Below are 23,596 nucleotides of genomic sequence, written 5' to 3'. Positions count from 1 at the left end.
TCGGTGCAGCGGGCGGTCATCACAGCGCAACAACGAGCCGCTACGGTGGCCGCCACAGGGCCCTCGCGGTGGCCGGGGAGTACCCGCAGGGAAGGGGAGGCGCTGATCTTGGGCAAGGTCGTGCTCGTCACGGGAGTCGCGCGCCAGCTGGGCGGCCGCTTCGTCCGTCGCGTCCAACGTGAACCCGGGGTGGACCGGGTCATCGGGGTGGACGCGGTGCCACCCGAGCACCACCTCGGCGGGGCCGAATTCGTACGGGCGGACATCCGCCAGCCCACCATCGCCCGCCTGCTGGCGGAGCATTGTGTGGACACCGTGGTCCACATGGACGTCAATGGCACGCCCCTGGGCAAGCGCGGCAGCCGGACCATGGTCAAGGAGACCAATGTCATCGGCACCATGCAGCTGCTGGGCGCCTGCCAGAAGACCCCTTCCGTCAAGCGGCTGGTCGTCAAGTCCAGTACCACGGTGTACGGTTCGGCGCCCCGCGATCCCGCGATCTTCACCGAGACCACCCCGCCCAAGTCGCTGCCCAGCGGCGGCTTCGCCAAGGACGTGGTGGAGATCGAGGGCTATGTGCGCGGCTTCGCGCGCCGCCGGCCGGATGTGGCGGTGTGTGTGCTGCGGTTCGCCAACATCCTGGGGCCCTGTGCGGACTCGCCGCTGGCCCAGTACTTCTCGCTGCCCGTCCTCCCCACCGTCCTGGGCTTCGACCCCAGGCTGCAGTTCGTCCACGAGGACGACGCCATCGAGGTGCTGAGGATCGCCGCGGGCGAGCCGGCCAGGGGCACCCTGAACAGCGGCACCTTCAATATCGCGGGCGACGGTGTGCTGCTGCTCTCCCAGGCCGCCAGGCGGCTGGGGCGCCCCACCCTGCCGTTCTTCCTGCCGACCGTCACCTGGTTCGGCTCCGCGCTGCGCTCGGCCAGGGTGCTGGACTTCTCCCCCGAACAGATCCGGCTGCTCACCCATGGCCGGGTGGTGGAGACCCGTCAGATGCGGGAGACGCTGGGCTTCCACCCCCGGTACACCACGCCCGAGGCCTTCGCCGACTTCGCCCGCAGCCGGGGCGCCGGACTGCTGCCGCCCGAGACCCTCGCCCGTACCGTTGACCGGATCGCCGACCGAATCGCCGTGGCACTGCCTGCCGGCCGCGGCCTTAAGTGAGGAGCGCACGCACCATGGCGGATGCGAAGGTCATCCCGTTCGGCGAGGAACCGCGCACCAAGCGGCGCGGCAGGCGCTCCCCGGCCCCCGGCCGCACCAAGCGGGCGGCGTCCCTGACGCCCGTCCCGGCGCCCCGTCCGGAGTCCGGCGGCCGTCCGGAGTCCGAGGAGCCCGCTACGCCCGTGGAGGGGCCGCCGCAGGAGGGCGGCGGGGGCTGGGAACGGAAGGTGGCGCATGGGCTGAACTTCCTGCGCCGCCGGATCACCGGTGACTACGAGGTCGATGACTTCGGCTTCGACAAGGAGCTCACCGACCAGGTGGTGATGTCGGCGCTGCGCCCGTTCTACGAGAAGTACTTCCGGGTGGAGGTACGCGGCATCGAGAACATCCCGGAGAAGGGCGCGGCCCTGGTGGTCGCCAACCACTCCGGGACGCTGCCGGTGGACGGGCTGATGCTGCAGGTGGCGGTGCACGACCACCATCCGGCCGGCCGGGATCTGCGGATGCTCGCCGCGGACCTGGTGTTTATGCTGCCGGGCATCAATGAGATCTCCCGCAAGCTGGGGCACACCCTGGCCTGCGCCGAGGACGCCCAGCAGCTGCTGGAGCGCGGCGAGGTGGTGGGGGTGATGCCGGAGGGCTTCAAGGGGATCGGCAAGCCGTTCTCCGAGCGGTACAAGCTGCAGCGCTTCGGGCGGGGCGGCTTTGTCTCCACGGCGCTGCGCGCGGGGGCGCCGATCGTGCCCTGCTCCATTGTCGGGGCCGAGGAGATCTATCCGATGCTCGGCAACTCCAGGACGGTGGCCCGGCTGTTCGGCTTTCCGTATTTCCCGCTGACGCCGACCTGGCCCTGGCTGGGGCCGCTGGGGCTGGTGCCCCTGCCGACGAAGTGGACCATCCAGTTCGGTGAGCCGATTCCCACCGATGGCTATCCGGCGGAGGCGGCGGACGATCCCATGCTGATGTTCAACCTCACCGACCAGGTGCGGGAAACGATTCAGCACACCCTCTACAAGCTGCTCGTACAGCGGCGGTCGGTGTTCTTCTGAGCCGGATGGCCCGGAAGAACACCGACCGCCGCCGGTGGGCTACTTGGCGTCCTCGCCCTGCAGGCCCAGCCCCGGGAGGACATTGGGCAGGATCGGCGGGATGGTGATGTCCGGCTGCCTGGACTTCTCCTCCTTGCCGTGCGCCGAGCCCGAAGTGCCGGAGCTCTCACCCGAGTTGGGCGGGTGCAGCAGCCCGCCGGGGCCGAGCAGACCGTCGTGGTCCTCATGAGCACCGCTGGACGGCTGGGCGGACTGGCCGCCGGGCTGCCTGCCGTCCGTGCTCTGCGAGGTACGGGGCGCCGGGGCGCTGTGCCCGGCGCTGCCCGGGGCACCGTGCCGGGCCGGGGTCTCCGGCTTGCCGTGGGCGTCCTGCCTGCCGGTGCCGTGCAGCAGCGACTGCAGCGGCTGGACATCATCGTCTATGGCCTTGAAGGCCGAACTCACCTGCTCCTTCACATCATTGAGGGGGAGCGGCAGCCGGTCGCGCAGCTGGCTCCAGCCCTCCTGGTGGGAGGCGGTGAAGGAGGACAGCAGCCGCATCGGGGCCAGTGAGCCATCGCGCTCAAAGGCGCCGCGCAGCAGCCGGTGGCCCTCGGAGACGTCATGGCGCATACCGGAGAGGGTCCGGCGGATCTCGCTGAGCGACTCATGGTCCAGCGGGCCGGAGCGGCCGCGCTCCATCAGGCGGCGGGCCTCGGAGAGCCGGGTGGACGCCTGGTCCAGCAGGATCTCGCCGCGCTCGGAGTCGCTGTCGGCGAGGCCCAGCTTGAGGTCTTCCATGCCGCGCTTGAGGCCGTAGAGGGTGTCGCCCGGCAGGGCGTTGGAACTGGCGGCGGCCACTCCGCCGAACGCCCCGGCCGCCACACCCACGGTGAGACCGCCGGCCGCCAGGCCCTTGGACCAGCGGGAGCGGGGCTTCAGCCGGCCCAGCGTGCTCGCCCGGTGGGCGCCCCGGCCGCCGGATTTGCTGCCGCGCTGCTCGGGAACGGCGGCGCCACCGGCGAACTGGGCTTCCATGGCGGCGATCAGCCGGGCCCGCTGCACGGTCTTGACCTCGGGATCAAGCTCCGGGGCAGGCAGCTGGGCGAGCCCATCGGCCAGAGCCAGCAGCTTGCCCTGTTCGCCGCCCGGCGGGGCCGGGGAATCCGCCGCCGTATCCGCTGCCGGGCCGGGCCGTGCGGCCGCCGCGTCCTGGAGCTTCCGGTCTTCCAGGGCTTGGGCGAAGGCGTTCGCCCGCCGGTGCGCCGATACATTCGCGATCACGGGCGGCACCTCCTCTCGTCATGACGATCGACTCCCCTGAACACCTGGAGGTTGCACGCCTTGAGGGCATCCACTCGATCGAGTGAGTGATTGCGGGCATGGCGCGAGCGCGGGAAGTCTGCATCCCGGACAACGAGCGGCGTGGCAGTCGGGTTACGCGACGCGGGCGAGGTGCGCGCCCGCGGGTGGATTACGGGCCCCGGAGGGGGACGCGGACCGGCGGGCGTCAGCGGGCGTCGTCCGGGAGAAGTCTGGCGAGGGTGCGTACCGCGCGGTACTGGAGGGTCTTGATGGCGCCCTCGTTCTTGCCCATGACCCGGGCGGTCTCGGCGACCGACAGGCCCTGGAGGAAACGCAGGGTGACGCACTCCTGCTGCTGGGGGTTGAGCTTGCGCACCGCCTCCAACAGGGCGGCGTTGGAAAGGGATTCGAGGACGGACTCCTCGGGGGAGCGCTCGACCTCGTTGGCGTCGAGCATCTCGCCGGTGGTCACTTCCAGCCGGAAGCGGGACGACTTGAAGTGGTCGGCCACCAGGTTGCGGGCGATGGTCACCAGCCAGGCGCCGAAGTCGCGGCCCTGCCAGGTGAAGGTGCCGATGCGGCGCAGGGCGCGCAGGAACGTCTCGCTGGTGAGGTCTTCGGCGGTGGCCCGGCCGCCCACCCGGTAGTAGATGTAGCGGTAAACGGTGTCGGCGTACTGGTCGTAGAGTCGGCCGAATGCCTCGGCCTCGCCGGCCTGGGCGCGCTCGACCAGATCGAGCATCCGGGCGCTGTCGCTGTCGGCGCTCGGGCGGCGGGCGGTGGTGGTGGCCCCCGTGCCGGTGCCGCGGCGGGCGCGTCTGCCGACCGCGGCACCGCCCTCGGCGAGGGCGTAGCAGGGGCTCCGCTGCCCGAAGGCCGGGCCGGCTGCTACGGAGGGGGCGAGCGTGGCAAAGGCGGGGACGGCGTACGCGGTGGGGACGAAGCCGCGCAGACGGTCGAGGACCGCTGCGCGCAGCGTAGCCAGGCCCGAGGCGTCAACCCCGACGTGTGGGTACACGGGACTCCCAGAGGCAGAGCTTCCATCACGTGCAGTACCGGACCGTTCACTCCTCGTAGGGACAAGCGAGGGACCGGTTTGCGTCTGAGGAGAATAACCCTTCGTACAGGCAGCGCTACGCCGAGTTGCTCAAATCATCGTTTCCGTTCGGTCTGTCGCCACTTGGGGGTTGATCAAATATCGAACTGCGTATGGGAGTTGACCAACTTTGTTCGTGGTGTGGTCGATTGGGCAGCGTGTTGTGGCAATCCGGGCAGGGCAGGACTGGCGGCGCGTCAGTGGGGTATGAAAACCGGATTGCCTGCCGGGAGGCGGCAGTTACGGTAAGTATCCGGATGGGTGGCCGACCGTGACCCGGGCGGTCGCCCGATCCGGTGATGGGGTGTGCGGGGTGGCCCGTACGGGCCGTACGGTCAGCGGCGGCGGCGGTGGACGGCGAGGGCTACGGCGGCGGCGCCGCCCAGGGCGCCCAGGCCGACCGCGGCCGGGATGCCGATCCGGGCCGCCTTGCGGCCGGTGCGGTAGTCGCGCACCCGCCAGCCGTGCTCGCGGGCATGCCGGCGCAGCCGGGCGTCGGGGTTGACCGCGTGCGGGTGGCCGACCAGGGAGAGCATCGGGATGTCGTTGGCGGAGTCGCTGTAGGCGGCGCAGCGGTCCAGGTCCAGGCCCTCGGCGGCGGCCAGGGCGCGGACCGCCTCGGCCTTGGCCGGGCCGTGCAGCAGCTCGCCGACCAGCTTGCCGGTGTAGACGCCGCCGACGGACTCGGCGACGGTGCCCAGGGCGCCGGTCAGGCCCAGGCGGCGGGCGATGATGGTGGCGGTCTCCACGGGGGCGGCGGTGACCAGCCAGACCTTCTGCCCGGCGTCCAGGTGGGCCTGGGCCAGGGCGCGGGTGCCGGGCCAGATGCGCTCGGCCATGTACTCGTCGTAGATCTCCTCGCCGATGGTCATCAGCTCGGAGACCCGGTGGCCCTTGACGATGGACAGCACGCTGTCGCGGGCGTCCTGGATGTGCTCGGGGTCCTCGATGCCGGCCAGCCGGAACCAGGCCTGCTGCCAGGCGAAGCGGGCCAGGTCGCGCTTGCCGAAGAAGTGGCGCTTGTAGAGGCCACGGCCGAAGTGGAACATGGCCGCGCCCTGCATGATCGTGTTGTCCAGGTCGAAGAAGGCGGCGGCCCTGGCGTCGCCGACGACCGGGAACTGAGGCTCGGCCGGCTCCGGGGGCCGGGCTTCCTCCTGCTCCTGCGCGGACTTGCGGGCTGCCTCAGCGGCGGCCTCGCCGGCCCGTACGCTGCGGGCGGTGGCGAAACGGCGGCGACTGGTGAGCCATGCGAGTGCGGCCATGCACCGGAGCATAGTCACTTTGTTCGGGGGGCTTGGAGTGTGTGCTTCTCGGTGACGTGAACTTTACGCGTCGGTAGCGTTACTGTCCGGCCGGTAGGTCAGCGGGTGAGGGCTTTGCGCAGGCGGGCCGGGTCCACGCGCCAGAAGTCGTGCTGTTCGCCGTCGATCAGGATGACCGGGATCTGCTCCCAGTACTTGCGGTGGAGCTCCTGGTCCTGGGTGATGTCCTTCTTCTCCCAGGGGGTGCCGAGCTCGGCGCAGACCTCGGCGATGGTCTGCTCGGCGGTCTCGCAGAGGTGGCAGTCCGGTTTGCCGACGAGGGTGACCAGGTGGTCTTCGGGGTTTTTGCGGGGGGTGCGGCGCAGTAGGGGGCTCATGCAGTCATTGTGCGTGGTCGGGTGCGGGTGCGTTTCGCCTGCGGCGCTGCCCCACCCGCGCACCACCCGTTGAGCTTGTCCGGGAGGTTGGGCTCGCTTGTGTGTGGGGGGCGGGCGCCGTTGGCGGCTGCGGGCCGTACGTATAGGTGCCTGAGTCGACTACTATCGTGTGGCGATTTGTTGGTGTCCGGGGGATAAGCGTGAGGAGTGAGCGCCCGTGTCCCGGTGCACCGTCCGCGGTTCCCGGACCGGGCCGAAAGCTCGCGTGAGACCCATCACTTTGCCCGGACAAAGCGGACACCATCTTTGTGCACGCGTTCACAAAGGCATAGCCTGCGTTCGACGGGGCGGTCCTGGGACGAGGCGCCGCCTTAAGCCCCGCGCTACCCGCAGGAGCACCGTGGCAACTGGCCGAACTCACCGACCGGCGACCCGAAGCCGAGGGATTCCCGAGGCCACCGTCGCCCGGCTTCCGCTGTATCTGCGCGCACTGACCGCGCTCTCCGAGCGCTCGGTGCCCACCGTCTCCTCCGAGGAGCTGGCGGCCGCGGCGGGCGTCAACTCCGCCAAGCTGCGCAAGGACTTCAGCTACCTCGGCTCCTATGGCACCCGCGGGGTCGGCTATGACGTGGAGTACCTCGTCTACCAGATCTCCCGCGAGCTCGGCCTGACCCAGGACTGGCCGGTTGTGATCGTCGGCATCGGTAACCTCGGTGCGGCGCTGGCCAATTACGGCGGCTTCGCCTCCCGTGGCTTCCGGGTCGCGGCGCTGATCGACGCCGACCCGGCCATGGCGGGCAAGCCGGTGGCCGGGCTTCCGGTGCGGCACACCGATGAACTCGAGTCGATCATCACCGAGAACGGGGTCTCCATCGGCGTGATCGCCACCCCGGCCGGGGCCGCGCAGCAGGTGTGCGACCGGCTGGTGGCGGCCGGGGTCACCTCCATCCTCAACTTCGCGCCCACCGTGCTCTCCGTTCCGGAGGGCGTGGATGTACGCAAGGTCGATCTGTCGATCGAGCTGCAGATCCTGGCCTTCCATGAGCAGCGCAAGGCCGGTGAGGAGTCCATGCCTTCCGCCGGGCAGCCGCGTGCCGAGGTGCGTGCGCCCGAGGGCGGGAAGGGACCGGACGGGGAGATCCCCGCGGTGATGCCGGCATGAGTCTTCTTGTCGTCGGTCTCAGCCACCGCAGTTCGCCGGTGAGCGTGCTGGAGCGGGCCGCCCTCGCCCCTGAGGCGCGGGCCGCGCTGGTGCATGACGCCCTCGCCGCCGAGCCCGCCACCGAGGCGGCGGTGCTGGCCACCTGCAACCGCATTGAGCTCTACGCCGATGTGGACAAGTTCCACGCCGGTGTCGCCGAGCTGTCCACCCTGCTGGCCAAGCACAGCGGGGTGCCGCTGGACGAACTCACTCCGTACCTCTATGTGCACTACGAGGACCGGGCCGTCCACCATCTGTTCTCGGTGGCCTGCGGGCTGGACTCGATGGTGGTCGGCGAGGGCCAGATCCTCGGGCAGATCAAGGACGCGCTGGCCCTGGGCCAGGAGCTGCACACCGCCGGGCGGCTGCTCAACGACCTTTTCCAGCAGGCCCTCCGGGTGGGCAAGCGGGCGCACAGCGAGACCGGCATCGACAAGGCCGGGCAGTCGCTGGTGACCTTCGGCCTGGAGCAGCTGGCCGCCGGGGAGCCGGTGGCCGACTGGGCCAAGGGCAAGCGGGCGCTGGTGATCGGCGCGGGCTCGATGTCCTCGCTGGCCGCCGCCACCCTGGCGCGGGCCGGAGTGGCTCATGTGGCCATCGCCAACCGGACCCTGGAGCGGGCCGAACGGCTGGCCGCCATCCTCACCGAGCCGGGCGGCCCGGGCTGCACCGCCACGGCAATCCAAATGTCCTGTGTGCCCGATGAGTTGGCGCTGGCCGACATCGTGGTCTCCTGCACCGGTGCCACCGGCCTGGTGCTCACCGTGGACGCCATGGAGCGGGCGGTCACCGGGCGCGGCCCGCTGGCCCTGCTCGACCTGGCCATGCCGCGCGACATCGACGCCGCGGTGCACCGGCTGGCCGGGGCCCGCCTGGTGGACATCGAGACGCTCGCGGAGGCGTCCGCGGACGCGCCCATGGCGGCCGATGTCGATCAGGTGCGCTCCATCGTCGCCGAGGAGGTGGCCGCCTTCGGCGCCGCCCAGCGGGCCGCGCACATCACCCCCACCGTGGTGGCCCTGCGCACCATGGCCGCCGATGTGGTGGCGAGCGAGATCGCCCGGCTGGACGGGCGGCTGCCCGGCCTGGACGACAAGCAACGCGCGGAGATCGCCCAGACGGTGCGCCGGGTCGTGGACAAGCTGCTGCACGCGCCCACGGTGCGGGTGAAGGAGCTGGCCGCCACCCCCGGCGGCGCCGGCTATGCCGACGCCCTCCGGGAACTGTTCGATCTCGACCCGCAGACGGTGGCCGCCGTCAGCCGGGCCGATACCCGCAACGCACAACTGCGCAACACAGCACGGGAGTCGGCATGAACGGCACCATTACCCCCCTGCGCCTGGGCACCAGGCGCAGCCAACTGGCGATGGCCCAGTCCGGCCAGGTCGCCGAGGCGGTGCGCCGGATCACCGGACGCCCGGTCGAACTGGTGGAGATCACCACCTTCGGTGATGTCTCGCGTGCGGCGCTGGCGCAGATCGGCGGCACCGGCGTGTTTGTCACCGCGCTGCGGGACGCGCTCCTCGCCGGGGAGATCGACTTCGCGGTGCACTCGCTCAAGGACCTGCCCACCGCGCAGCCCGAGGAGCTGAACCTGGCCGCCGTGCCGGTCCGCGAGGACCCGCGCGATGTGCTGGTGGCCCGTGACGGCCTGCGCTTCGAGGAACTGCCCAGGGGCGCCCGGGTCGGCACCGGCTCGCCGCGCCGGATGGCACAGCTCAACGCCTGGGCGCGCCAGCTGGGTCTGGAGATCGAGACGGTCCCGATCCGGGGCAATATCGACACCCGTCTGGGCTTTGTTGCCAAGGGCGAGCTGGACGCCGTGGTGCTGGCCGCCGCCGGGCTGAACCGGATCGGCCGGATCGGCGAGGCGACCCAGCACCTGGAGACCGACATGGTTTTGCCCGCCCCCGGCCAGGGGGCCCTGGCGATCGAGTGCGCTTCGACCAACGCACCGCTCGCCGCCGCACTCGCCGAGCTCGACGACCCGTACACCCGGGCCGCCGTCACGGCCGAGCGCTCTCTGCTCGCCGCCCTGGAGGCCGGCTGCTCCGCACCCGTGGGTGCGTTGGCCGACTTTTCCCCAAGCTCTCGACTTCGCTCGAGCAGGGGAGGCCCCAATGGCGACGGGCAGGCTGTCACCGAATTGCGCCTGCGCGGCGTCGTCGGCACCACCGACGGCTCCACGCTGGTGCAGCTGTCCACCACCGGTCCCGTGCCCGTGTCCCACCAGGACGCGCTGGCGCTCGGTCGCGAACTCGCGGCCGAGATGCTGGACAAGGGCGCGGCCGGTCTTATGGGGGAGCGAGCACTTTGAACCCCACCGCCCCGAACCACCACCCCGTAACGGGTCACGTCACCTTCCTCGGTGCCGGCCCCGGAGACCCGGGACTGCTGACGCTGCGCGCCGTGGAGGCACTGGCGGCCGCGGACGTCCTGATCGCCGATCCGCAGGTGCTGGATGTGGTGCGCGTGCATGCGCGCGCCCATGTGGACATGCCTGTGCCCACGGCAGCGGACGAGGCGTCAACGCCCGCCGGTGTCCCCGTACTCAGGGACACGGCCAATCTTGTCATGGCGGCTGCGCGCGGCGGCAAGCGGGTCGTCCGTGCGGTCCTGGGTGACCCGGGACTGGACGGCAACGCCGCCGACGAGATGCTGGCCTGCGCCGATGGCGGCATCACCTTCGAGGTGGTGCCGGGCGTGGCCACCGCGGTCGGGGTGCCCGCCTACGCGGGTGTGCCGCTGCGTGACGGCCATGGCGGCGATGTACGGTTCCTCGACGCCCGTACCGCCACGGCCACCGCCTGGTCCGAGGTCGGCGCCAGCGAGGTGACCGCCGTGGTGTCCACCACGCTGGACTCGGTGGTGGCCGCGGCCGGTGAGCTGGTGGCCGCCGGGCGCAAGCCGGACACCCCGCTGAGCGTCACCGTGGCGGGCACCACCACCCGCCAGCGCACCTGGACCGCCACCCTGGGCACGGTCGCCCAGGTGCTCAAGGCGGCCAAGGTGCTGCCTTCGCCGGACGGCGCCCAGCCGGTGATAGCCGTGGTCGGCGAGCGCAGCGCCGCCGACCGGCGCGAGAGGCTGTCCTGGTTCGAGTCCAAGCCGCTGTTCGGCTGGAACGTCCTGGTGCCGCGCACCAAGGAGCAGGCCGCCTCGCTCTCCGACCAGCTCCGTTCCTACGGCGCCGTGCCCAGCGAGGTGCCCACCATCGCGGTGGAGCCGCCGCGCACCCCGCAGCAGATGGAGCGGGCGGTCAAGGGCCTGGTCACCGGGCGCTATGAGTGGATCGCCTTCACCTCGGTCAACGCGGTCAAGGCGGTGCGCGAGAAGTTCGAGGAGTACGGGCTGGACGCCCGGGCCTTCGCGGGCATCAAGGTCGCCGCGGTGGGCGAGCAGACCGCCAAGTCGCTGATCGAGTTCGGCGTCAAGCCGGACCTGGTGCCCAGCGGCGAGCAGTCGGCCGCCGGCCTGCTGGAGGACTGGCCGCCCTATGACCCGGTCTTCGACCCGATCGACCGCGTCTTCCTGCCGCGGGCGGACATCGCCACCGAGACCCTGGTGGCTGGTCTGATCGAGCTGGGCTGGGAGGTGGACGACGTCACCGCCTACCGGACGGTGCGCGCCTCGCCGCCGCCGGCCGAGACCCGGGAGGCGATCAAGGGCGGCGGCTTCGACGCCGTGCTGTTCACCTCCTCCTCCACCGTGCGGAACCTGGTCGGCATCGCCGGCAAGCCGCACAACGTCACCGTCATCGCCTGTATCGGCCCGGCCACCGCCAAGACGGCGGAGGAGCACGGCCTGCGGGTGGACGTGCTGTCGCCCGAGCCCTCGGTGCAGAAGCTGGCCGAGGCGCTGGCGGAGTTCGGGGCGGCCCGGCGCGATGCCGCGCTGGCGGCCGGCGACCCGGTCACCCGCCCCAGCGAGCGGCGGCCCGGATCGCGTAGAAGGGCACGCAGTTGAGCACGTACGGACAGTTCCCGGCCGCCCGTCCCCGGCGGTTGCGCACCACCCCCGCCATGCGCCGCATGGTGGCCGAGACCCGGCTGCACCCGGCCGAGCTGATCCTGCCCGCGTTTGTCCGGGAGGGGATCAGCGAGCCGGTGCCGATCTCGTCCATGCCGGGTGTGGTGCAGCACTCCCGGGACACCCTGCGCAAGGCGGCCGTGGAGGCCGTGGAGGCGGGCGTCGGCGGAATCATGCTGTTCGGCGTGCCCGAGACCAAGGACGCGACCGGCAGCCAGGGCACCGACCCGGAGGGCATCCTCCAGCTGGCCATCCGGGATGTGAAGGCCGAGGTCGGCGACGAGCTGATCGTCATGTCCGATCTCTGTCTGGACGAGTTCACCGACCATGGCCACTGCGGGGTGCTGGACGCCCGGGGCCGGGTGGACAATGACGCGACCCTCGAACGGTACGCCGAGATGGCCCGGGTCCAGGCGGAGGCGGGCGTCCATGTGGTCGGCCCCAGCGGGATGATGGACGGCCAAGTCGGCGTCATCCGGCGGGCGTTGGACGAGGCCGGGCATCAGGACGTTGCCATCCTGGCCTACACGGTCAAGTATTCCTCGGCGTTCTACGGCCCGTTCCGCGAGGCGGTGGCCTCCTCGCTCACCGGTGACCGCAAGACCTACCAGCAGGATCCGGCCAACTCCCGTGAGTCCATGCGGGAACTGGCGCTGGACCTGGCCGAGGGCGCGGACATGGTGATGGTCAAGCCGGCCCTTCCCTACCTTGACGTTCTTGCCAAGGTGGCGGAGTCGGTGGATGTTCCGGTGGCCGCTTACCAGATCTCGGGTGAGTACGCGATGGTGGAGGCTGCCGCCGAGAAGGGGTGGATTGACCGGGATGCGGCGATCTTTGAGACGCTGACCGGGATTCGCCGGGCGGGCGCCAACATGATCCTGACGTACTGGGCGACCGAGGCTGCGCGCCGTTTGCGCTGAGTTATTTGGTTGCGTGCGGGCCGAGTTGGGCTTGTCGCGCAGTTCCCCGCGCCCCTGGAGGGCTGCCTCTTCGGGGCGCCCTTCAAGGGTCACCCACACAGGTCGAGTCTCCGGGAAACGGGGTGGGTCTGGCGCCGTCGCTCTCAACATGACTACCGTGCGTGTCAGGACGCTTACGCTACGGAGGCGTGCAGTGAGTCATGACCCCGAACTGGCCGACGACTGGGAGTACACGCTCCAGGTTCCGTCGGATCCCATGGCGCCGTGTATCGCCCGGCGCACCCTGCGCACCATCTTCGAGGAACACGGCTTCCTCGAACTCGCCGACACCGCCGAGCTGCTGACCTCTGAGCTGGTCACCAATGCCTACCGCTACTCCGACGGCCCGGCCTCGGTGCGGGTCAAGCGGGACGGGGACCGGGTGCGGGTGGCGGTCTGGGACACCAACCCCCGGCTGCCCTCGCTGGACGCCGCTCCCCGGCCGGACGAGGAGGCCGAGCAGGGCCGGGGGCTGGAGCTGGTCCAGTGGTGCGCGGACAGCTGGGGCGGGTACACCCTGCGCGACCAACCCCAGGGGCTGGAAGGCAAGTTGATCTGGTTCGAGCTGGGTGCCCGCCGCCAGCAGCGCGTCCCCTAGAGGCGCTCGGGGGTGCGGATGCCCAGCAGCTCCATGCCCTGGTGCAGGGTGCGGGCGGTGAGCTCGCAGAGGAACAGCCGGTTGGCCGTCTGCTCCGGGGTGTCGGCCTTGATCACCGGGCACTGGTCGTAGAACGCGGTGAAGTGGGAGGACAGCTGGTAGAGGTAGGCGGCCAGCTTGTGCGGCTCGTAACCCGCCGCGACCTCCGCCAGGGTCTCGCCGAACTGGTCCAGGTGCAGGCCCAGGGCGCGCTCGGCGGGCGCCAGCGGCAGCTCCGGGTGGGCCGCGGGCGAACTCCCTTCCGCCTTGCGGATGATGGAGCGGATCCGGGCGTAGGCGTACTGGAGGTAGACCGAGGTGTCGCCATTGAGCGAGACCATCTGGTCCAGGTCGAACTTGTAGTCGCGGGCCGCCGAGGTGGACAGGTCGGCGTACTTCACCGCGCCGATGCCCACATAGCGGCCGTTCTCGGTGATCTCCTGCTCGCTCAGGCCCACCTTCCCGGCCTTCTCCCGCACCACCGCGGTGGCCCGCTCGATGGCCTCGTCCAGCAGGTCCACCAGCCGGACGGTCTCGCCCTCGCGGGTCTTGAACGGCTTGCCGTCCTTGCCCAGGACGGTGCCGAAGGCCAACTGCACCGCGTGCACCCGGTCGTTGAGCCAGCCGGCCCGGCGGGCGGTCTCGAAGACCATCTTGAAGTGCAGCGCCTGGCGGGCGTCCACCACATACAGCAGGGTGTCGGCGCCGAGGTTCTGCACCCGGTCGCGGATGGCGGACAGGTCGGTGGCGGCGTAGCCGTAACCGCCGTCCGACTTCTGGACGATCAGCGGCACCGGCTTGCCGTCCGGGCCCTTGACGTCCTCGAAGAAGACACAGAGCGCGCCCTCGGAGCGGACCGCGACGCCGGACTCCTCCAGCAGCTTGCAGGTCTCGGCCAGCATGTGGTTGTAGCCGGACTCGCCGACCACGTCCTCGTCCTGGATGTCCATGTCCAGCTTGTCGAAGACCGAGTAGAAGTAGATCTTCGACTCGTCCACGAACCGCCGCCACAGCGCGAGGGTCTGCTCATCGCCGGCCTGGAGGTCCACCACCCGGCGGCGGGCCCGCTCCTTGAACTCCGCATCGGAGTCGAACAGGGCCCGGGACGCCTTGTAGAGCCGGTTGAGGTTGGACATGGCCTCCTCGCCGGAGACCTCCCGCTCGTCCTTGTGGTCCAACTCGTGCGGGTGCTCGATCAGATACTGGATCAGCATCCCGAACTGGGTTCCCCAGTCGCCGATGTGGTGGCGGCTGATCACCTTCTCGCCGGTGAACTCAAGGATCTTGACCACCGCGTCGCCGATCACCGCCGAGCGCAGATGGCCGACATGCATCTCCTTGGCGACATTGGGCTGTGCCCAGTCGATCACCGTGGTGCCCGGCTCGGCCTTGACCGGCACGCCCAGCCGCTCATCGGCGGCGCGGGCGGCCAGGGTCTCGGTGATCGCCCGGTCGGAGACGGTGATGTTGAGGAAGCCGGGGCCGGAGACCTCGATCTCGGAGATCAACTCGCCCTTGGGCAGGCCCTCGACGACCTTGGCGGCCAGCTCCCGGGGATTCCCCTTGAGCTTCTTGGCCAGCGCCAGCATGCCATTGGCCTGGAAGTCCGCCCGGTCGCTGCGTCGCAGCAGCGGATCGGCGGCGCCGGCCTCCGGCAGGGCTGCCGTCAGGGCGTCCGCGATGCGCTGGTGGAGCGAGGAAGCGAGGGAGTCAACCGAAGCCATGGGGTGGGTGCCATTCCGGTAGGCGGCGTTTATTCGATGGCACCGAGTATCCCATGCGTGTACCACGGTCTCAGCTGGGTTTCCGCCCGGCCACCGGGCAACCCCCGGGGCGGCGGCACCGTCTGGGAGAATGGTCATGCCAGACCGTAAGGAAGGAAGTGCCGTGGCTCAGGCTCAGAGCACCGAGGCCGACTGGGTCTCCCGATTTGCCGACGAGGTCATCGCCGAAGGTGAGCGCCGCGCCCCCGGCAAACCGATCGTCGTCGCCTCGGGTCTGTCCCCGTCCGGCCCGATCCACCTGGGCAACCTGCGCGAGGTCATGACCCCGCACCTGGTCGCCGACGAGATCCGGCGCCGGGGCCACCAGGTCCGTCATGTGCTGTCCTGGGACGACTACGACCGCTACCGCAAGGTTCCGGCGGGTGTCGAGGGCATCGACGAGTCCTGGGCCGAGCACATCGGCAAGCCGCTGACCTCGGTCCCGGCGCCGCGCGGCTCCGCGTACCCCAACTGGGCCGAGCACTTCAAGGCCGCCATGGTCCAGGCGCTGGCCGAGCTGGGCATCGAATACGACCCGATCAGCCAGACCGAGCAGTACACCTCCGGCGTCTACCGCGAGCAGATCCTGCACGCCATGAAGCACCGGGGCGAGATCGACGCGATCCTCGACCAGTACCGCACCAAGGACAAGGCCACCGGCAAGCCCAAGGCCAAGCAGCAGAAGCCGGTGGATGAGGCGGAGCTGGAGGCGGCGGAGGGCTCCGGCGCGGCCGCCGAGGACGACGGCAGCGCGGGCGGTGCGGGCTACTTCCCGTACAAGCCCTACTGCGGCGTCTGCGAGCGCGACCTGACCACGGTCACCTCCTATGACGACGAGACCACCGAGCTGGCCTACACCTGTGTGTGCGGGCACTCCGAGACCGTCCTGCTGAGCGAGTTCAACCGCGGCAAGCTGGTCTGGAAGGTGGACTGGCCGATGCGCTGGGCCTACGAGGGCGTGATCTTCGAGCCCTCCGGAGTGGACCACTCCTCGCCCGGCTCCTCCTTTGTGGTCGGCGGCCAGATCGTCCGCAAGGTCTTCGGCGGCGAGCAGCCCATCGGCCCCATGTACGCCTTTGTCGGCATCAGCGGCATGGCCAAGATGTCCTCCTCCAAGGGCGGGGTGCCCACCCCGGGCGATGCGCTGAAGATCATGGAGGCGCCGCTGCTGCGCTGGCTGTACGCCCGCCGCAAGCCCAACCAGTCCTTCAAGATCGCCTTCGACCAGGAGATCCAGCGGCTCTACGACGAGTGGGACAAGCTGGTGGCCAAGGTCGAGGAGGGCACCGCGCTGCCGGCCGACGCCGCCGCGTACTCCCGGGCCGCCCGGACCGCCGCCGGTGAGCTGCCGCGCACCCCGCGCCCGCTGCCCTACCGCACGCTGGCCTCGGTGGTGGACATCACCGCCGGGCACGATGAGCAGACCCTGCGCATCCTCAGCGAGCTGGACCCGGCCAACCCGGTCACCTCGCTGGACGAGACCCGGCCCCGGCTGGACCGCGCCGAGCACTGGATCAACACCCAGGTCCCGGCCGAGGCGCGCACCATCGTCCGCGAGGAGCCGGACACCGAGACCCTGGCCTCGCTGGACGAGCAGGGCCGGGAGTCGCTGCGGCTGCTGCTGGACGGGCTGGACGAGCACTGGTCGCTGGACGGGCTGACCACCCTGGTCTACGGCGTGCCCAAGATCCAGGCCGGCCTGGACCCGGAGGCCAAGCCCACCCCGGAGCTCAAGGTGGCCCAGCGCGCCTTCTTCGCGCTGCTCTACCAGCTGCTGGTGGGGCGGGACACCGGTCCCCGGCTGCCCACGCTGCTGCTGGCGGTGGGCGCGGACCGGGTGCGCAAGCTGCTGAGCGCGTAGCCGCGTGACCGCTTGACCGCTTCAACGTGAAGGGGCCGCCCGGATTGCCGGGCGGCCCCTTCATGATTTGCTGTGCGCTACTTCTTGTTGGCGGCGGCCACCGCGGCCACCGCCTCCTTGGCCGCGTCCTTGGCGCTCTTCATCAGATCGCCCGCGTCCGGCGCCTTGGCGCCCTGGTAGCCGGTGCCGCTGTACTTCACGGTGACCACCACATTGGCGGTGCGGGCCACCACGGTCTCGTTCTGGAACTCGTCACCGTCCTTCTTGGTGACCGTGCTGATGGAGGTCGCCCAGTCGCCGATGCCGCTGACCTTTTCGGTCTTGGCGTTCTTGGCGCCGTCCTCGGTACTGATCTTGGGGACCTGGCTGTCCGCGTACTCCTGGGCGCGCTTGTCGCCGGAGCCGAGGTTGGGGTCCGAGCCCACGTTCTTCAGGGAGACGGTCAGGGCGCGGTACTGCAGGTCATTGGGGTCCTCGTCGTTGAGGCCGTTCCAGAAGCAGCCGTCGGGGAGGGCATCGCCCTCCTTCTTCTTCGCCTTGGGGACCATGTCGTCGATGGTCTTGCCGGAGAGCGTCTTACAGGCGTCGGGCGTCTTGGGGTACTTCACCGCGGCGACCGTGGGGGTGGCGGCGCCGGTGGTGGGCGCGCTGGTCGCCGACGGGGTGGCCGAGCTCTTCTTCTCACCGCCGCCGCCGGAGGAGCAGCCGGCGACGAGCATCACCGGTACTGCGGCGCAGGCGAGGATTCGGGCGAGTCGCGGGGCTGTTCGTCGGTGCATGGGTCCTTCGCTCATTCGGTGACGAGTGGGGTGTCTGCCTACGCGCACGGTACGCGGCCCCACGGTGGGGCTTGTGGTGATCCGTCCTAGTTGCCGAAGTGTCCCGCGTCGATCTCCCGGGCCAGGGCATGGGCCTTGTGCTGCACGTCCTGGCTGGCCGGCAGGCGGCGCTTGTCGGCGGGCCACTCGTCGTAGGCGATGGTGACCAGGACATTGGCGGAGCGGAAGACGATGGTGACATCGCGGTGCACGCCGCCGCTGTCGGAGCTCGGCTTGTCGTCGATGAAGGCGTCGTCGCCCAGGTCGTCCAGGGTGCGCGGGGCCAGGTCCGGGCCGCCGGAGGGCGGGGGAGTGGTGGCGGGGTCCACGGTGTGGTCGGCGGTGCCGGTGGGCTTGGGAGCGTTCTTGCCGCCGCCCTTGGCGTCACCGCTCTTGGGGTCGGCGCTCTTGGCGGTGGAGGGCGCGGGGGCGCTGGGGGTGGCGGAGGCGGCGGGGATATGGGCGGCGGAGGCCAGCTGCTGGTAGAGCTGCTGCGCCCGGTCGTCGTCGCTGACGCCGCTCTGGTACGAGACCACTCGCTCGAAGTCGATGGCCAGGTGGCGGGTGGCGTCCGGGGTCTCCTGCTTCCAGCGGCAGCCGACCCGGCGGTCGGTGTCATAGGTGACGGTGGCCTGGCCCTTGTAGAGCCGTTCGGCGTCCTGCTCGCTGAGGCCGTCCTCGGGGGGCAGCAGTTTGCGCAGGGTGTCGCGGTTGATATAGCCGCAGGGCTCGGGGAGGTTGTGGTACTTGCCGGGCTCGGCGGCCGGGGCGGCGGAGTCGCCGGTTCCGGGCTTGGGGTCGTCGGCGCCGCCATGGGCGCCGGAGCCGCCGCCGCAGCCGGCCAGGGCCGTGGTGAGCAGGGCCGCGGCCAGTGCGGCTGTCGGTGCGTACGCCCTTCGCTGCACTGTCCGTGCCTTCCCTTCGCTCGCCCGGTCGCGGCCGAAATACGGTTGCCGCCGGTGGGCGGCCGCTGGACACAATGTGTACCGCAACGCCGCCGGGACCGCTGGTCCGCCGTCTTGTATCAGGTGACTGGTCCGGCTTTTCCGTTATCTGCTTTATTTATCGTTTCTGCGCATTCGTCAATGCGTTCGGGGGAATGAGGAAGGTATGCCGTACACCGAGCTGCCCGGGGCCCGGGTGCCGATCCGTATGTGGACGGATCCCGCCACGGTGGAGGACGTCGCCATGCGGCAGCTGCAGAACGTCACCACCCTGCCCTGGGTCGAGGGCCTGGCCGTGATGCCGGATGTGCACTTCGGCAAGGGCGCCACGGTGGGCTCGGTGATCGCCATGCGGGGTGCGGTGTGCCCGGCGGCGGTCGGGGTGGACATCGGCTGCGGGATGTCGGCGGTGAAGACCTCGCTGACCGCCAATGACCTGCCGGGCGATCTCTCCCGGCTGCGGTCGAAGATCGAGGCGGCGATTCCGGTGGGCTTCGCCATGCATGACGACCCGGTGGACCCGGTACGGCTGCATGGACTCCCGACGGCGGGGTGGGACGACTTCTGGGCGCGGTTCCAGGAGGTGGCGGATGCGGTCAAGTTCCGTCAGAGTCGGGCGCTGAAGCAGATGGGAACGCTTGGCGGGGGCAATCACTTTTGCGAAGTTTGCATCGATGCCGAGGGGTGGGTCTGGCTGATGCTGCACTCCGGCTCCCGGAACATCGGCAAGGAGCTGGCGGAGTACCACATAAGCGAGGCCCGCAAGCTGCCGCACAACCAGGGGCTGATCGACCGTGACCTGGCGGTCTTTGTGGCGGACACCCCGCAGATGGCCGCCTACCGGCACGATCTGTTCTGGGCCCAGGAGTATGCGCGGCACAACCGCGAGATCATGATGGCCCTGTTCAAGGATGTGGTCCGCAAGGAGTTCAAGAAGGCCAGGGTCACCTTTGAACCGGTCATCTCCTGCCACCACAACTATGTGGCCGAGGAGACCTATGAGGGCATGGACCTGCTGGTCACCCGTAAGGGAGCGATCAGGGCGGGCAGCGGCGAGTACGGGATCATCCCGGGCTCGATGGGCACCGGCTCGTATATCGTCCGCGGCCTGGGCAACCCCGACTCCTTCAACTCCGCCTCGCATGGCGCGGGCCGCAGGATGAGCCGGAACGCTGCGAAGAAGCGGTTCTCCGCGCAGGATCTGGCGGAGCAGACCCGGGGCGTGGAGTGCCGTAAGGACTTCGGCGTGGTGGACGAGATCCCGGCCGCCTACAAGCCGATCGAGCAGGTCATGGACCAGCAGCGGGATCTCGTCGAGGTGGTGGCGAAGCTGCGGCAGATTGTCTGTGTGAAGGGCTGAGCCCTTACTTGTCCTCCGGGTACCAGCGCAGTTCCACCGTGTTGCCGTCCGGGTCGCGGACGTAGACAGACTGGGCGGTGCCGCGGGCGCCGAAGCGGGGGACCGGGCCCTGAAGGACGTCGAAGGTGCCGGAGTCGATCACGGCCTGCCAGTCCAGCGGTTCCACCGTCAGGCAGATGTGGTCCACATTGGACTCGCCGCGCTCCCGCGCCATCAGGTCGATGATGGTGCTGGGGGTGACTCGTACCGAGGGGAAGGGCACCTCGCCCTTGCGCCACTCGTCCACCCGGACCGGCTCCAGGCCGAGCGGGCCGGTGTAGAAGGCGACGGAGCGTTCGACGTCGGAGACATTGAGGACGAGGTGGTCGAAGGCGATGACGCGCATGGGATGCTCCTGGGTCAGCGGGTGCTGATCAAGGAACCTAGCCCCGGAAGGGCGCCTTGGCCATAGGTCTGTGGTTCTCGGCCGGAAGGCTCAGAGCTCCCGGTGCACCTTGTAGTTGGACGCCTGGGCGCGCGGGCGCAGCACCAGCAGGTCGATGTTGACATGGCTGGGGCGGGTGACGGCCCAGGTGATGGTGTCGGCCACGTCCTCGGCGGTGAGCGGTTCGGCCACTCCGGCGTAGACCGCGTCGGCCTTGGCCTGGTCGCCGCCGAAGCGGGTGAGGGCGAAGCCCTCGGTCTTCACCATGCCGGGGGCGATCTCGATGACGCGCACCGGCTGGCCGCACAGTTCCAGGCGGAGGGTCTCGGCCATCACATGGGCGCCGTGCTTGGCGGCCACATAGCCGCCGCCGCCCTCGTAGGTGGCCAGGCCGGCGGTGGAGGAGACCAGGACCACGGTGCCGTCGCCGCTCTCCTTGAGGGCGGGGAGCAGGGCCTGGGTCATATGGAGGGCGCCCAGCACATTGACCTCGTACATGGCGCGCCAGTCGGCGGGGTCGGCGGTGGCCACCGGGTCGGTGCCCAGGGCGCCGCCCGCGTTGTTGACCAGCAGGTGGCAGCTCTCCAGGGTGGCGGCGAAGGCGTCCACGGCGGCCCGGTCGGTGACGTCCAGGGCGTATGCGGTGGCCTCGGGCAGCTCGGCGGCCAGGGCCGCGATGCGTTCCTTGCGGCGGGCGGTGAGGACCACGCGATAGCCGGCGGCGGCCAGTTGGCGGGCGGTGGCGGCGCCGATGCCGCTGCTCGCTCCGGTGACTACGGCGGTACGGGTGCTCATCTGCGGGCCTCCTGAGGCGTGAGGGAGAACTGGCCGCAGGATATGCCCGGTTCAGCGGCCCCGTGGCGCGTACATGATCACGGTCACACCGGCCAGGCAGACCAGTGCCCCCAGCACGTCGTACCGGTCCGGCCGGTAGCCGTCGGCGACCACGCCCCAGGCCAGCGAGCCCGCCACAAAGATCCCGCCGTAGGCGGCCAGGATCCGGCCGAAGTGGGCGTCCGGCTGGAGGGTGGCGACAAAGCCGTATGCGCCCAGCGCGAGCACCCCGAAGCCGATCCAGGCCCAGCCGCGGTGCTCCCGGGCGCCCTGCCAGACCAGCCAGGCGCCGCCGATCTCCAGCAGCGCGGCCAGCAGGAACAGGGCGATGGAACGGAGAACGAGCACGGTCAGGGCCAGACCAGGCAGTACGGCTGATGGCCGGCCTCGTGCAGCCGGTGCGAGAAGTCCTGCCACTCGTGCAGCAGCCGGTAGACGGTGAAGGCGTCCCGGGGGCCGCCCCGGTCGGGGACGGTGGACCAGATGAAGGCCGCCGCACCCACCGACTCCTCGCCGATGCCGCGCAGCGGATCCACCACCGTCATGGGCAGCTTGACGACCGCGTAGTCGGGGTGGAGCACCACCAGTTCCAGCGGGGGCACCTTGTGCAGGGGTATGCCCTGGATGCCGGTGAGCACCATGGCGGCGACCGTCTCCGGCTTGATCCGGGTGAACATGCCGCCCATGCCCAGTTCGTCCCCGCCCAGTTCCTCGGGGCGCATGGAGATGGGCACCCGTGCCGCGGTGGCCCCATTGGGCGCCCCGAAGTACTTGTAGGTCACCCCCATCCGGCCACTCCCGCTTGTGCTGTGATCCCCGTGTGCTCCGGACCTTTGTTCCGCACGCCGGTGCCGGCCCCTGCGTGCTCGCCGGGCGTCCTCGGGCCCCAGGTCGTCGGTGCCCTCACCCAGCCCGCCGCCGCGATGCTGCATATCTCCACCCGATCGCTTTTCTACGCAGCACAGCCCCCGCCGCGCAACCCGATCATCGTCTCAGAGCTCCCCCGTCAGCCGCGTCCGAAACGCCCGGAGGCCGGTGTACTGCGGCCTGGTGAGACCATGGTTGGCGTGAGCCGTCCGTACCCCGCCCCAGTGTCCCAGACGCGCAAGGGCTGATGCCCTGCCGAAAGCAGCCGGTCAGACGCCGTTCCCACTTCCCTTTTCCGCAGGCAGGTCAGGATCAAAGTGCCTTATCCATATGAAGCCCCAGTGTCCCAGACGCTCTTCGAGCGCGCGGCGGTCGTGACGCCCGGTGGCGTGAATTCGCCGGTGCGTGCCTTCCAGGCCGTGGGCGGCACGCCCCGGTTCATGGTTTCCGGTAGCGGTCCGTACCTCACCGACGCGGACGGCCGCGAGTATGTGGACCTCGTCTGCTCCTGGGGGCCGATGATTCTCGGCCATGCCCACCCCGAGGTGGTCGAGGCCGTACAGCGGGCCGTGGCGCACGGCACCTCCTTCGGTACGCCCGGTGAGGGCGAGGTGGCCCTGGCCGAGGAGATCGTGGCCCGGATCGAGCCGGTGGACCAGGTGCGGCTGGTCTCCTCGGGCACCGAGGCGACCATGTCGGCGATCCGGCTGGCCCGCGGCTTCACCGGCCGGTCCAAGGTGATCAAGTTCGCCGGCTGCTACCACGGCCATGTGGACGCGCTGCTGGCCGCGGCCGGCTCCGGGGTGGCCACCTTCGGGCTGCCGGACACCCCCGGGGTGACCGGCGCCCAGGCCGGGGACACCATCGTGCTGCCGTACAACGACCTGGAGGCGGTGCACGAGGCCTTCCACCGCTTCCCGGGCGAGATCGCCTGTGTGATCACCGAGGCGTCCCCCGGCAACATGGGCGTGGTGCCGCCGCTGCCGGGCTTCAACGCCGGGCTGAAGTCGGCCTGTGAGAAGAACGGCGCGCTGTTCATCTCGGATGAGGTCATGACCGGCTTCCGGGTGAGCAAGGCGGGCTGGTACGGCATCGACGGCGTCAAGCCGGACCTGATGACCTTCGGCAAGGTGATGGGCGGCGGCTTCCCGGCCGCGGCCTTCGGCGGCCGCGCCGAGGTGATGGCGCATCTGGCCCCGGCCGGCCCGGTCTACCAGGCGGGCACCCTCTCCGGTAACCCCATCGCCACCGCGGCCGGCCTGGCCCAGCTGCGGCTGCTGGACGACGCCGCGTACGCCAGGGTGGACGCGGTCTCGGCGGAGATCCGGGGGCTGGTGACCCAGGCGCTGGCCAAGGAGGGCGTGGCCCACCGGCTGCAGAACGCGGGCAGCATGTTCTCGGTGTTCTTCACCGACCGGGAGGTCACCGACTACGAACTGGCCCGCCGGCAGCAGTCGTTCCGCTTCACCGCGTTCTTCCACTCGATGCTGGCGCAGGGCGTCTATCTGCCGCCGTCGGCCTTTGAGTCGTGGTTCGTCTCCACCGCGCATGACAATACGGCGATCGAGAAGATCGCGGCGGCACTGCCGGCGGCGGCCCGGGCGGCGGCCGAGGCGACGGAGGGGAAGAAGTGAGCGACAGCGACATCACCGTGGTCCATC

General features: G+C 70.4%; 22 protein-coding genes. 11 read left to right on the top strand and 11 right to left on the bottom strand.

Features of this window, described 5'->3' with window-relative positions:
• Nucleotides 1-108 precede the first annotated feature (108 nt).
• Together CV755_RS21895 and CV755_RS21890 are read left to right on the top strand one after the other, a co-directional pair.
• Nucleotides 109-1,167 carry an NAD-dependent epimerase/dehydratase family protein gene (locus CV755_RS21895; protein WP_109281866.1) on the top strand — a complete coding sequence of 353 codons (1,059 nt, stop codon included), beginning with the start codon at nt 109-111 and terminating at the stop codon, nt 1,165-1,167.
• 14 nt (nt 1,168-1,181) lie between these two features.
• Nucleotides 1,182-2,216 (top strand): lysophospholipid acyltransferase family protein, encoded by a 1,035-nt coding sequence (locus CV755_RS21890; protein ID WP_109281865.1) that lies wholly within the window; start codon nt 1,182-1,184, stop codon nt 2,214-2,216.
• Nucleotides 2,217-2,255: 39 nt separating this feature from the next.
• Here the strand turns inward: CV755_RS21890 and CV755_RS21885 are convergent, their stop codons facing one another.
• From CV755_RS21885 to CV755_RS21870, 4 genes are all read right to left on the bottom strand, one after another.
• Entirely contained in the window at nt 2,256-3,479 is a 1,224-nt protein-coding gene (locus CV755_RS21885) for a DUF5667 domain-containing protein (RefSeq protein WP_109281864.1), read from the bottom strand.
• A 226-nt stretch (nt 3,480-3,705) separates the two neighbouring features.
• On the bottom strand, nt 3,706-4,518 hold the full coding sequence (locus tag CV755_RS21880) for an ECF subfamily RNA polymerase sigma factor, BldN family (protein WP_109281863.1): 813 nt from the start codon (nt 4,516-4,518) through the stop codon (nt 3,706-3,708).
• A 413-nt stretch (nt 4,519-4,931) separates the two neighbouring features.
• Nucleotides 4,932-5,861 carry an HAD family hydrolase gene (locus CV755_RS21875; RefSeq protein WP_109281862.1) on the bottom strand — a complete coding sequence of 310 codons (930 nt, stop codon included), beginning with the start codon at nt 5,859-5,861 and terminating at the stop codon, nt 4,932-4,934.
• A gap of 98 nt (nt 5,862-5,959) precedes the next feature.
• Entirely contained in the window at nt 5,960-6,238 is a 279-nt protein-coding gene (locus tag CV755_RS21870) for a glutaredoxin family protein (RefSeq protein ID WP_109281861.1), read from the bottom strand.
• A gap of 400 nt (nt 6,239-6,638) precedes the next feature.
• Between CV755_RS21870 and CV755_RS21865 the strand changes: the two genes are divergently transcribed.
• From CV755_RS21865 to CV755_RS21840, 6 genes are all read left to right on the top strand, one after another.
• Entirely contained in the window at nt 6,639-7,400 is a 762-nt protein-coding gene (locus CV755_RS21865; protein ID WP_109281860.1) for a redox-sensing transcriptional repressor Rex, read from the top strand.
• Nucleotides 7,397-8,755 carry a glutamyl-tRNA reductase gene (locus CV755_RS21860; RefSeq protein WP_109281859.1) on the top strand — a complete coding sequence of 453 codons (1,359 nt, stop codon included), beginning with the start codon at nt 7,397-7,399 and terminating at the stop codon, nt 8,753-8,755. Before CV755_RS21865 ends, CV755_RS21860 begins: the two co-directional genes overlap by 4 nt.
• Nucleotides 8,752-9,756 carry a hydroxymethylbilane synthase gene (gene hemC, locus CV755_RS21855; protein WP_109281858.1) on the top strand — a complete coding sequence of 335 codons (1,005 nt, stop codon included), beginning with the start codon at nt 8,752-8,754 and terminating at the stop codon, nt 9,754-9,756. Before CV755_RS21860 ends, hemC begins: the two co-directional genes overlap by 4 nt.
• Nucleotides 9,753-11,405 carry a bifunctional uroporphyrinogen-III C-methyltransferase/uroporphyrinogen-III synthase gene (locus tag CV755_RS21850; RefSeq protein WP_109281857.1) on the top strand — a complete coding sequence of 551 codons (1,653 nt, stop codon included), beginning with the start codon at nt 9,753-9,755 and terminating at the stop codon, nt 11,403-11,405. The genes hemC and CV755_RS21850 overlap by 4 nt, the downstream gene beginning before the upstream one ends.
• The gene (gene hemB / locus CV755_RS21845; protein WP_109281856.1) at nt 11,402-12,388 is read left to right on the top strand and encodes a porphobilinogen synthase; all 987 of its coding nucleotides are present in this window, start codon (nt 11,402-11,404) and stop codon (nt 12,386-12,388) included. Before CV755_RS21850 ends, hemB begins: the two co-directional genes overlap by 4 nt.
• Nucleotides 12,389-12,581: 193 nt before the next feature.
• Entirely contained in the window at nt 12,582-13,025 is a 444-nt protein-coding gene (locus CV755_RS21840) for an ATP-binding protein (protein ID WP_109281855.1), read from the top strand.
• On the opposite strand, the gene argS is transcribed toward CV755_RS21840, so the two are convergent.
• Entirely contained in the window at nt 13,022-14,788 is a 1,767-nt protein-coding gene (argS, locus tag CV755_RS21835; protein ID WP_109281854.1) for an arginine--tRNA ligase, read from the bottom strand. The two genes, CV755_RS21840 and argS, sit on opposite strands and share 4 nt — an antisense overlap.
• 136 nt (nt 14,789-14,924) lie before the next feature.
• Between argS and lysS the strand changes: the two genes are divergently transcribed.
• Nucleotides 14,925-16,688: a lysine--tRNA ligase gene (gene lysS / locus CV755_RS21830; protein ID WP_193553444.1), complete on the top strand. Its 1,764-nt coding sequence runs from the start codon at nt 14,925-14,927 to the stop codon at nt 16,686-16,688.
• 77 nt (nt 16,689-16,765) lie between these two features.
• Here lysS and CV755_RS21825 read toward each other — a convergent pair whose 3' ends face one another.
• Together CV755_RS21825 and CV755_RS21820 are read right to left on the bottom strand one after the other, a co-directional pair.
• Complete coding sequence (locus CV755_RS21825; RefSeq protein ID WP_153068731.1) at nt 16,766-17,467, bottom strand: DUF3558 domain-containing protein; 702 nt, start codon at nt 17,465-17,467, stop codon at nt 16,766-16,768.
• Between the two features lie 86 nt (nt 17,468-17,553).
• Nucleotides 17,554-18,411 carry a hypothetical protein gene (locus CV755_RS21820; protein WP_109281851.1) on the bottom strand — a complete coding sequence of 286 codons (858 nt, stop codon included), beginning with the start codon at nt 18,409-18,411 and terminating at the stop codon, nt 17,554-17,556.
• A 205-nt stretch (nt 18,412-18,616) separates the two neighbouring features.
• Between CV755_RS21820 and CV755_RS21815 the strand changes: the two genes are divergently transcribed.
• Nucleotides 18,617-19,810: an RtcB family protein gene (locus CV755_RS21815; RefSeq protein WP_109281850.1), complete on the top strand. Its 1,194-nt coding sequence runs from the start codon at nt 18,617-18,619 to the stop codon at nt 19,808-19,810.
• Nucleotides 19,811-19,814: 4 nt separating this feature from the next.
• Here CV755_RS21815 and CV755_RS21810 read toward each other — a convergent pair whose 3' ends face one another.
• The 4 genes from CV755_RS21810 to CV755_RS21795 all read right to left on the bottom strand — a co-directional run bounded on the left by CV755_RS21810 (nt 19,815) and on the right by CV755_RS21795 (nt 22,000).
• Nucleotides 19,815-20,195: a VOC family protein gene (locus CV755_RS21810; RefSeq protein ID WP_109281849.1), complete on the bottom strand. Its 381-nt coding sequence runs from the start codon at nt 20,193-20,195 to the stop codon at nt 19,815-19,817.
• 90 nt (nt 20,196-20,285) lie between these two features.
• Complete coding sequence (locus CV755_RS21805; RefSeq protein WP_109281848.1) at nt 20,286-21,029, bottom strand: SDR family NAD(P)-dependent oxidoreductase; 744 nt, start codon at nt 21,027-21,029, stop codon at nt 20,286-20,288.
• A 51-nt stretch (nt 21,030-21,080) separates the two neighbouring features.
• Nucleotides 21,081-21,416 carry a YnfA family protein gene (locus CV755_RS21800; RefSeq protein WP_109281847.1) on the bottom strand — a complete coding sequence of 112 codons (336 nt, stop codon included), beginning with the start codon at nt 21,414-21,416 and terminating at the stop codon, nt 21,081-21,083.
• 2 nt (nt 21,417-21,418) lie between these two features.
• The gene (locus tag CV755_RS21795) at nt 21,419-22,000 is read right to left on the bottom strand and encodes a hypothetical protein (protein ID WP_109281846.1); all 582 of its coding nucleotides are present in this window, start codon (nt 21,998-22,000) and stop codon (nt 21,419-21,421) included.
• 252 nt (nt 22,001-22,252) lie between these two features.
• On the opposite strand from CV755_RS21795, the gene hemL reads away from it, so the two are divergent.
• Nucleotides 22,253-23,569 (top strand): glutamate-1-semialdehyde 2,1-aminomutase, encoded by a 1,317-nt coding sequence (gene hemL / locus CV755_RS21790; protein ID WP_109281845.1) that lies wholly within the window; start codon nt 22,253-22,255, stop codon nt 23,567-23,569.
• The last annotated feature ends 27 nt before the right edge of the window (nt 23,570-23,596 follow it).

Origin of the sequence: Streptomyces orinoci (assembly GCF_003121295.1) — a bacterium.
Classification (GTDB): domain Bacteria; phylum Actinomycetota; class Actinomycetes; order Streptomycetales; family Streptomycetaceae; genus Streptomyces; species Streptomyces orinoci.
The sequence above is the reverse complement of the archived record's forward strand: the minus strand, read 5'-3'. Positions and strand labels throughout refer to the sequence as shown.

What these genes read in the sequence shown, in the direction of transcription:
- CV755_RS21890 (WP_109281865.1), top strand. Translation starts at nt 1,182, where the DNA reads ATGGCGGATGCGAAGGTCATCCCGTTCGGCGAGGAACCGCGCACCAAG.
- CV755_RS21875 (WP_109281862.1), bottom strand. Translation starts at nt 5,861, where the DNA reads ATGGCCGCACTCGCATGGCTCACCAGTCGCCGCCGTTTCGCCACCGCC.
- CV755_RS21870 (WP_109281861.1), bottom strand. Translation starts at nt 6,238, where the DNA reads ATGAGCCCCCTACTGCGCCGCACCCCCCGCAAAAACCCCGAAGACCAC.
- CV755_RS21860 (WP_109281859.1), top strand. Translation starts at nt 7,397, where the DNA reads ATGAGTCTTCTTGTCGTCGGTCTCAGCCACCGCAGTTCGCCGGTGAGC.
- hemC (WP_109281858.1), top strand. Translation starts at nt 8,752, where the DNA reads ATGAACGGCACCATTACCCCCCTGCGCCTGGGCACCAGGCGCAGCCAA.
- argS (WP_109281854.1), bottom strand. Translation starts at nt 14,788, where the DNA reads ATGGCTTCGGTTGACTCCCTCGCTTCCTCGCTCCACCAGCGCATCGCG.
- lysS (WP_193553444.1), top strand. Translation starts at nt 14,925, where the DNA reads ATGCCAGACCGTAAGGAAGGAAGTGCCGTGGCTCAGGCTCAGAGCACC.
- CV755_RS21825 (WP_153068731.1), bottom strand. Translation starts at nt 17,467, where the DNA reads ATGCACCGACGAACAGCCCCGCGACTCGCCCGAATCCTCGCCTGCGCC.
- CV755_RS21815 (WP_109281850.1), top strand. Translation starts at nt 18,617, where the DNA reads ATGCCGTACACCGAGCTGCCCGGGGCCCGGGTGCCGATCCGTATGTGG.
- CV755_RS21810 (WP_109281849.1), bottom strand. Translation starts at nt 20,195, where the DNA reads ATGCGCGTCATCGCCTTCGACCACCTCGTCCTCAATGTCTCCGACGTC.
- CV755_RS21805 (WP_109281848.1), bottom strand. Translation starts at nt 21,029, where the DNA reads ATGAGCACCCGTACCGCCGTAGTCACCGGAGCGAGCAGCGGCATCGGC.
- CV755_RS21795 (WP_109281846.1), bottom strand. Translation starts at nt 22,000, where the DNA reads ATGCAGCATCGCGGCGGCGGGCTGGGTGAGGGCACCGACGACCTGGGG.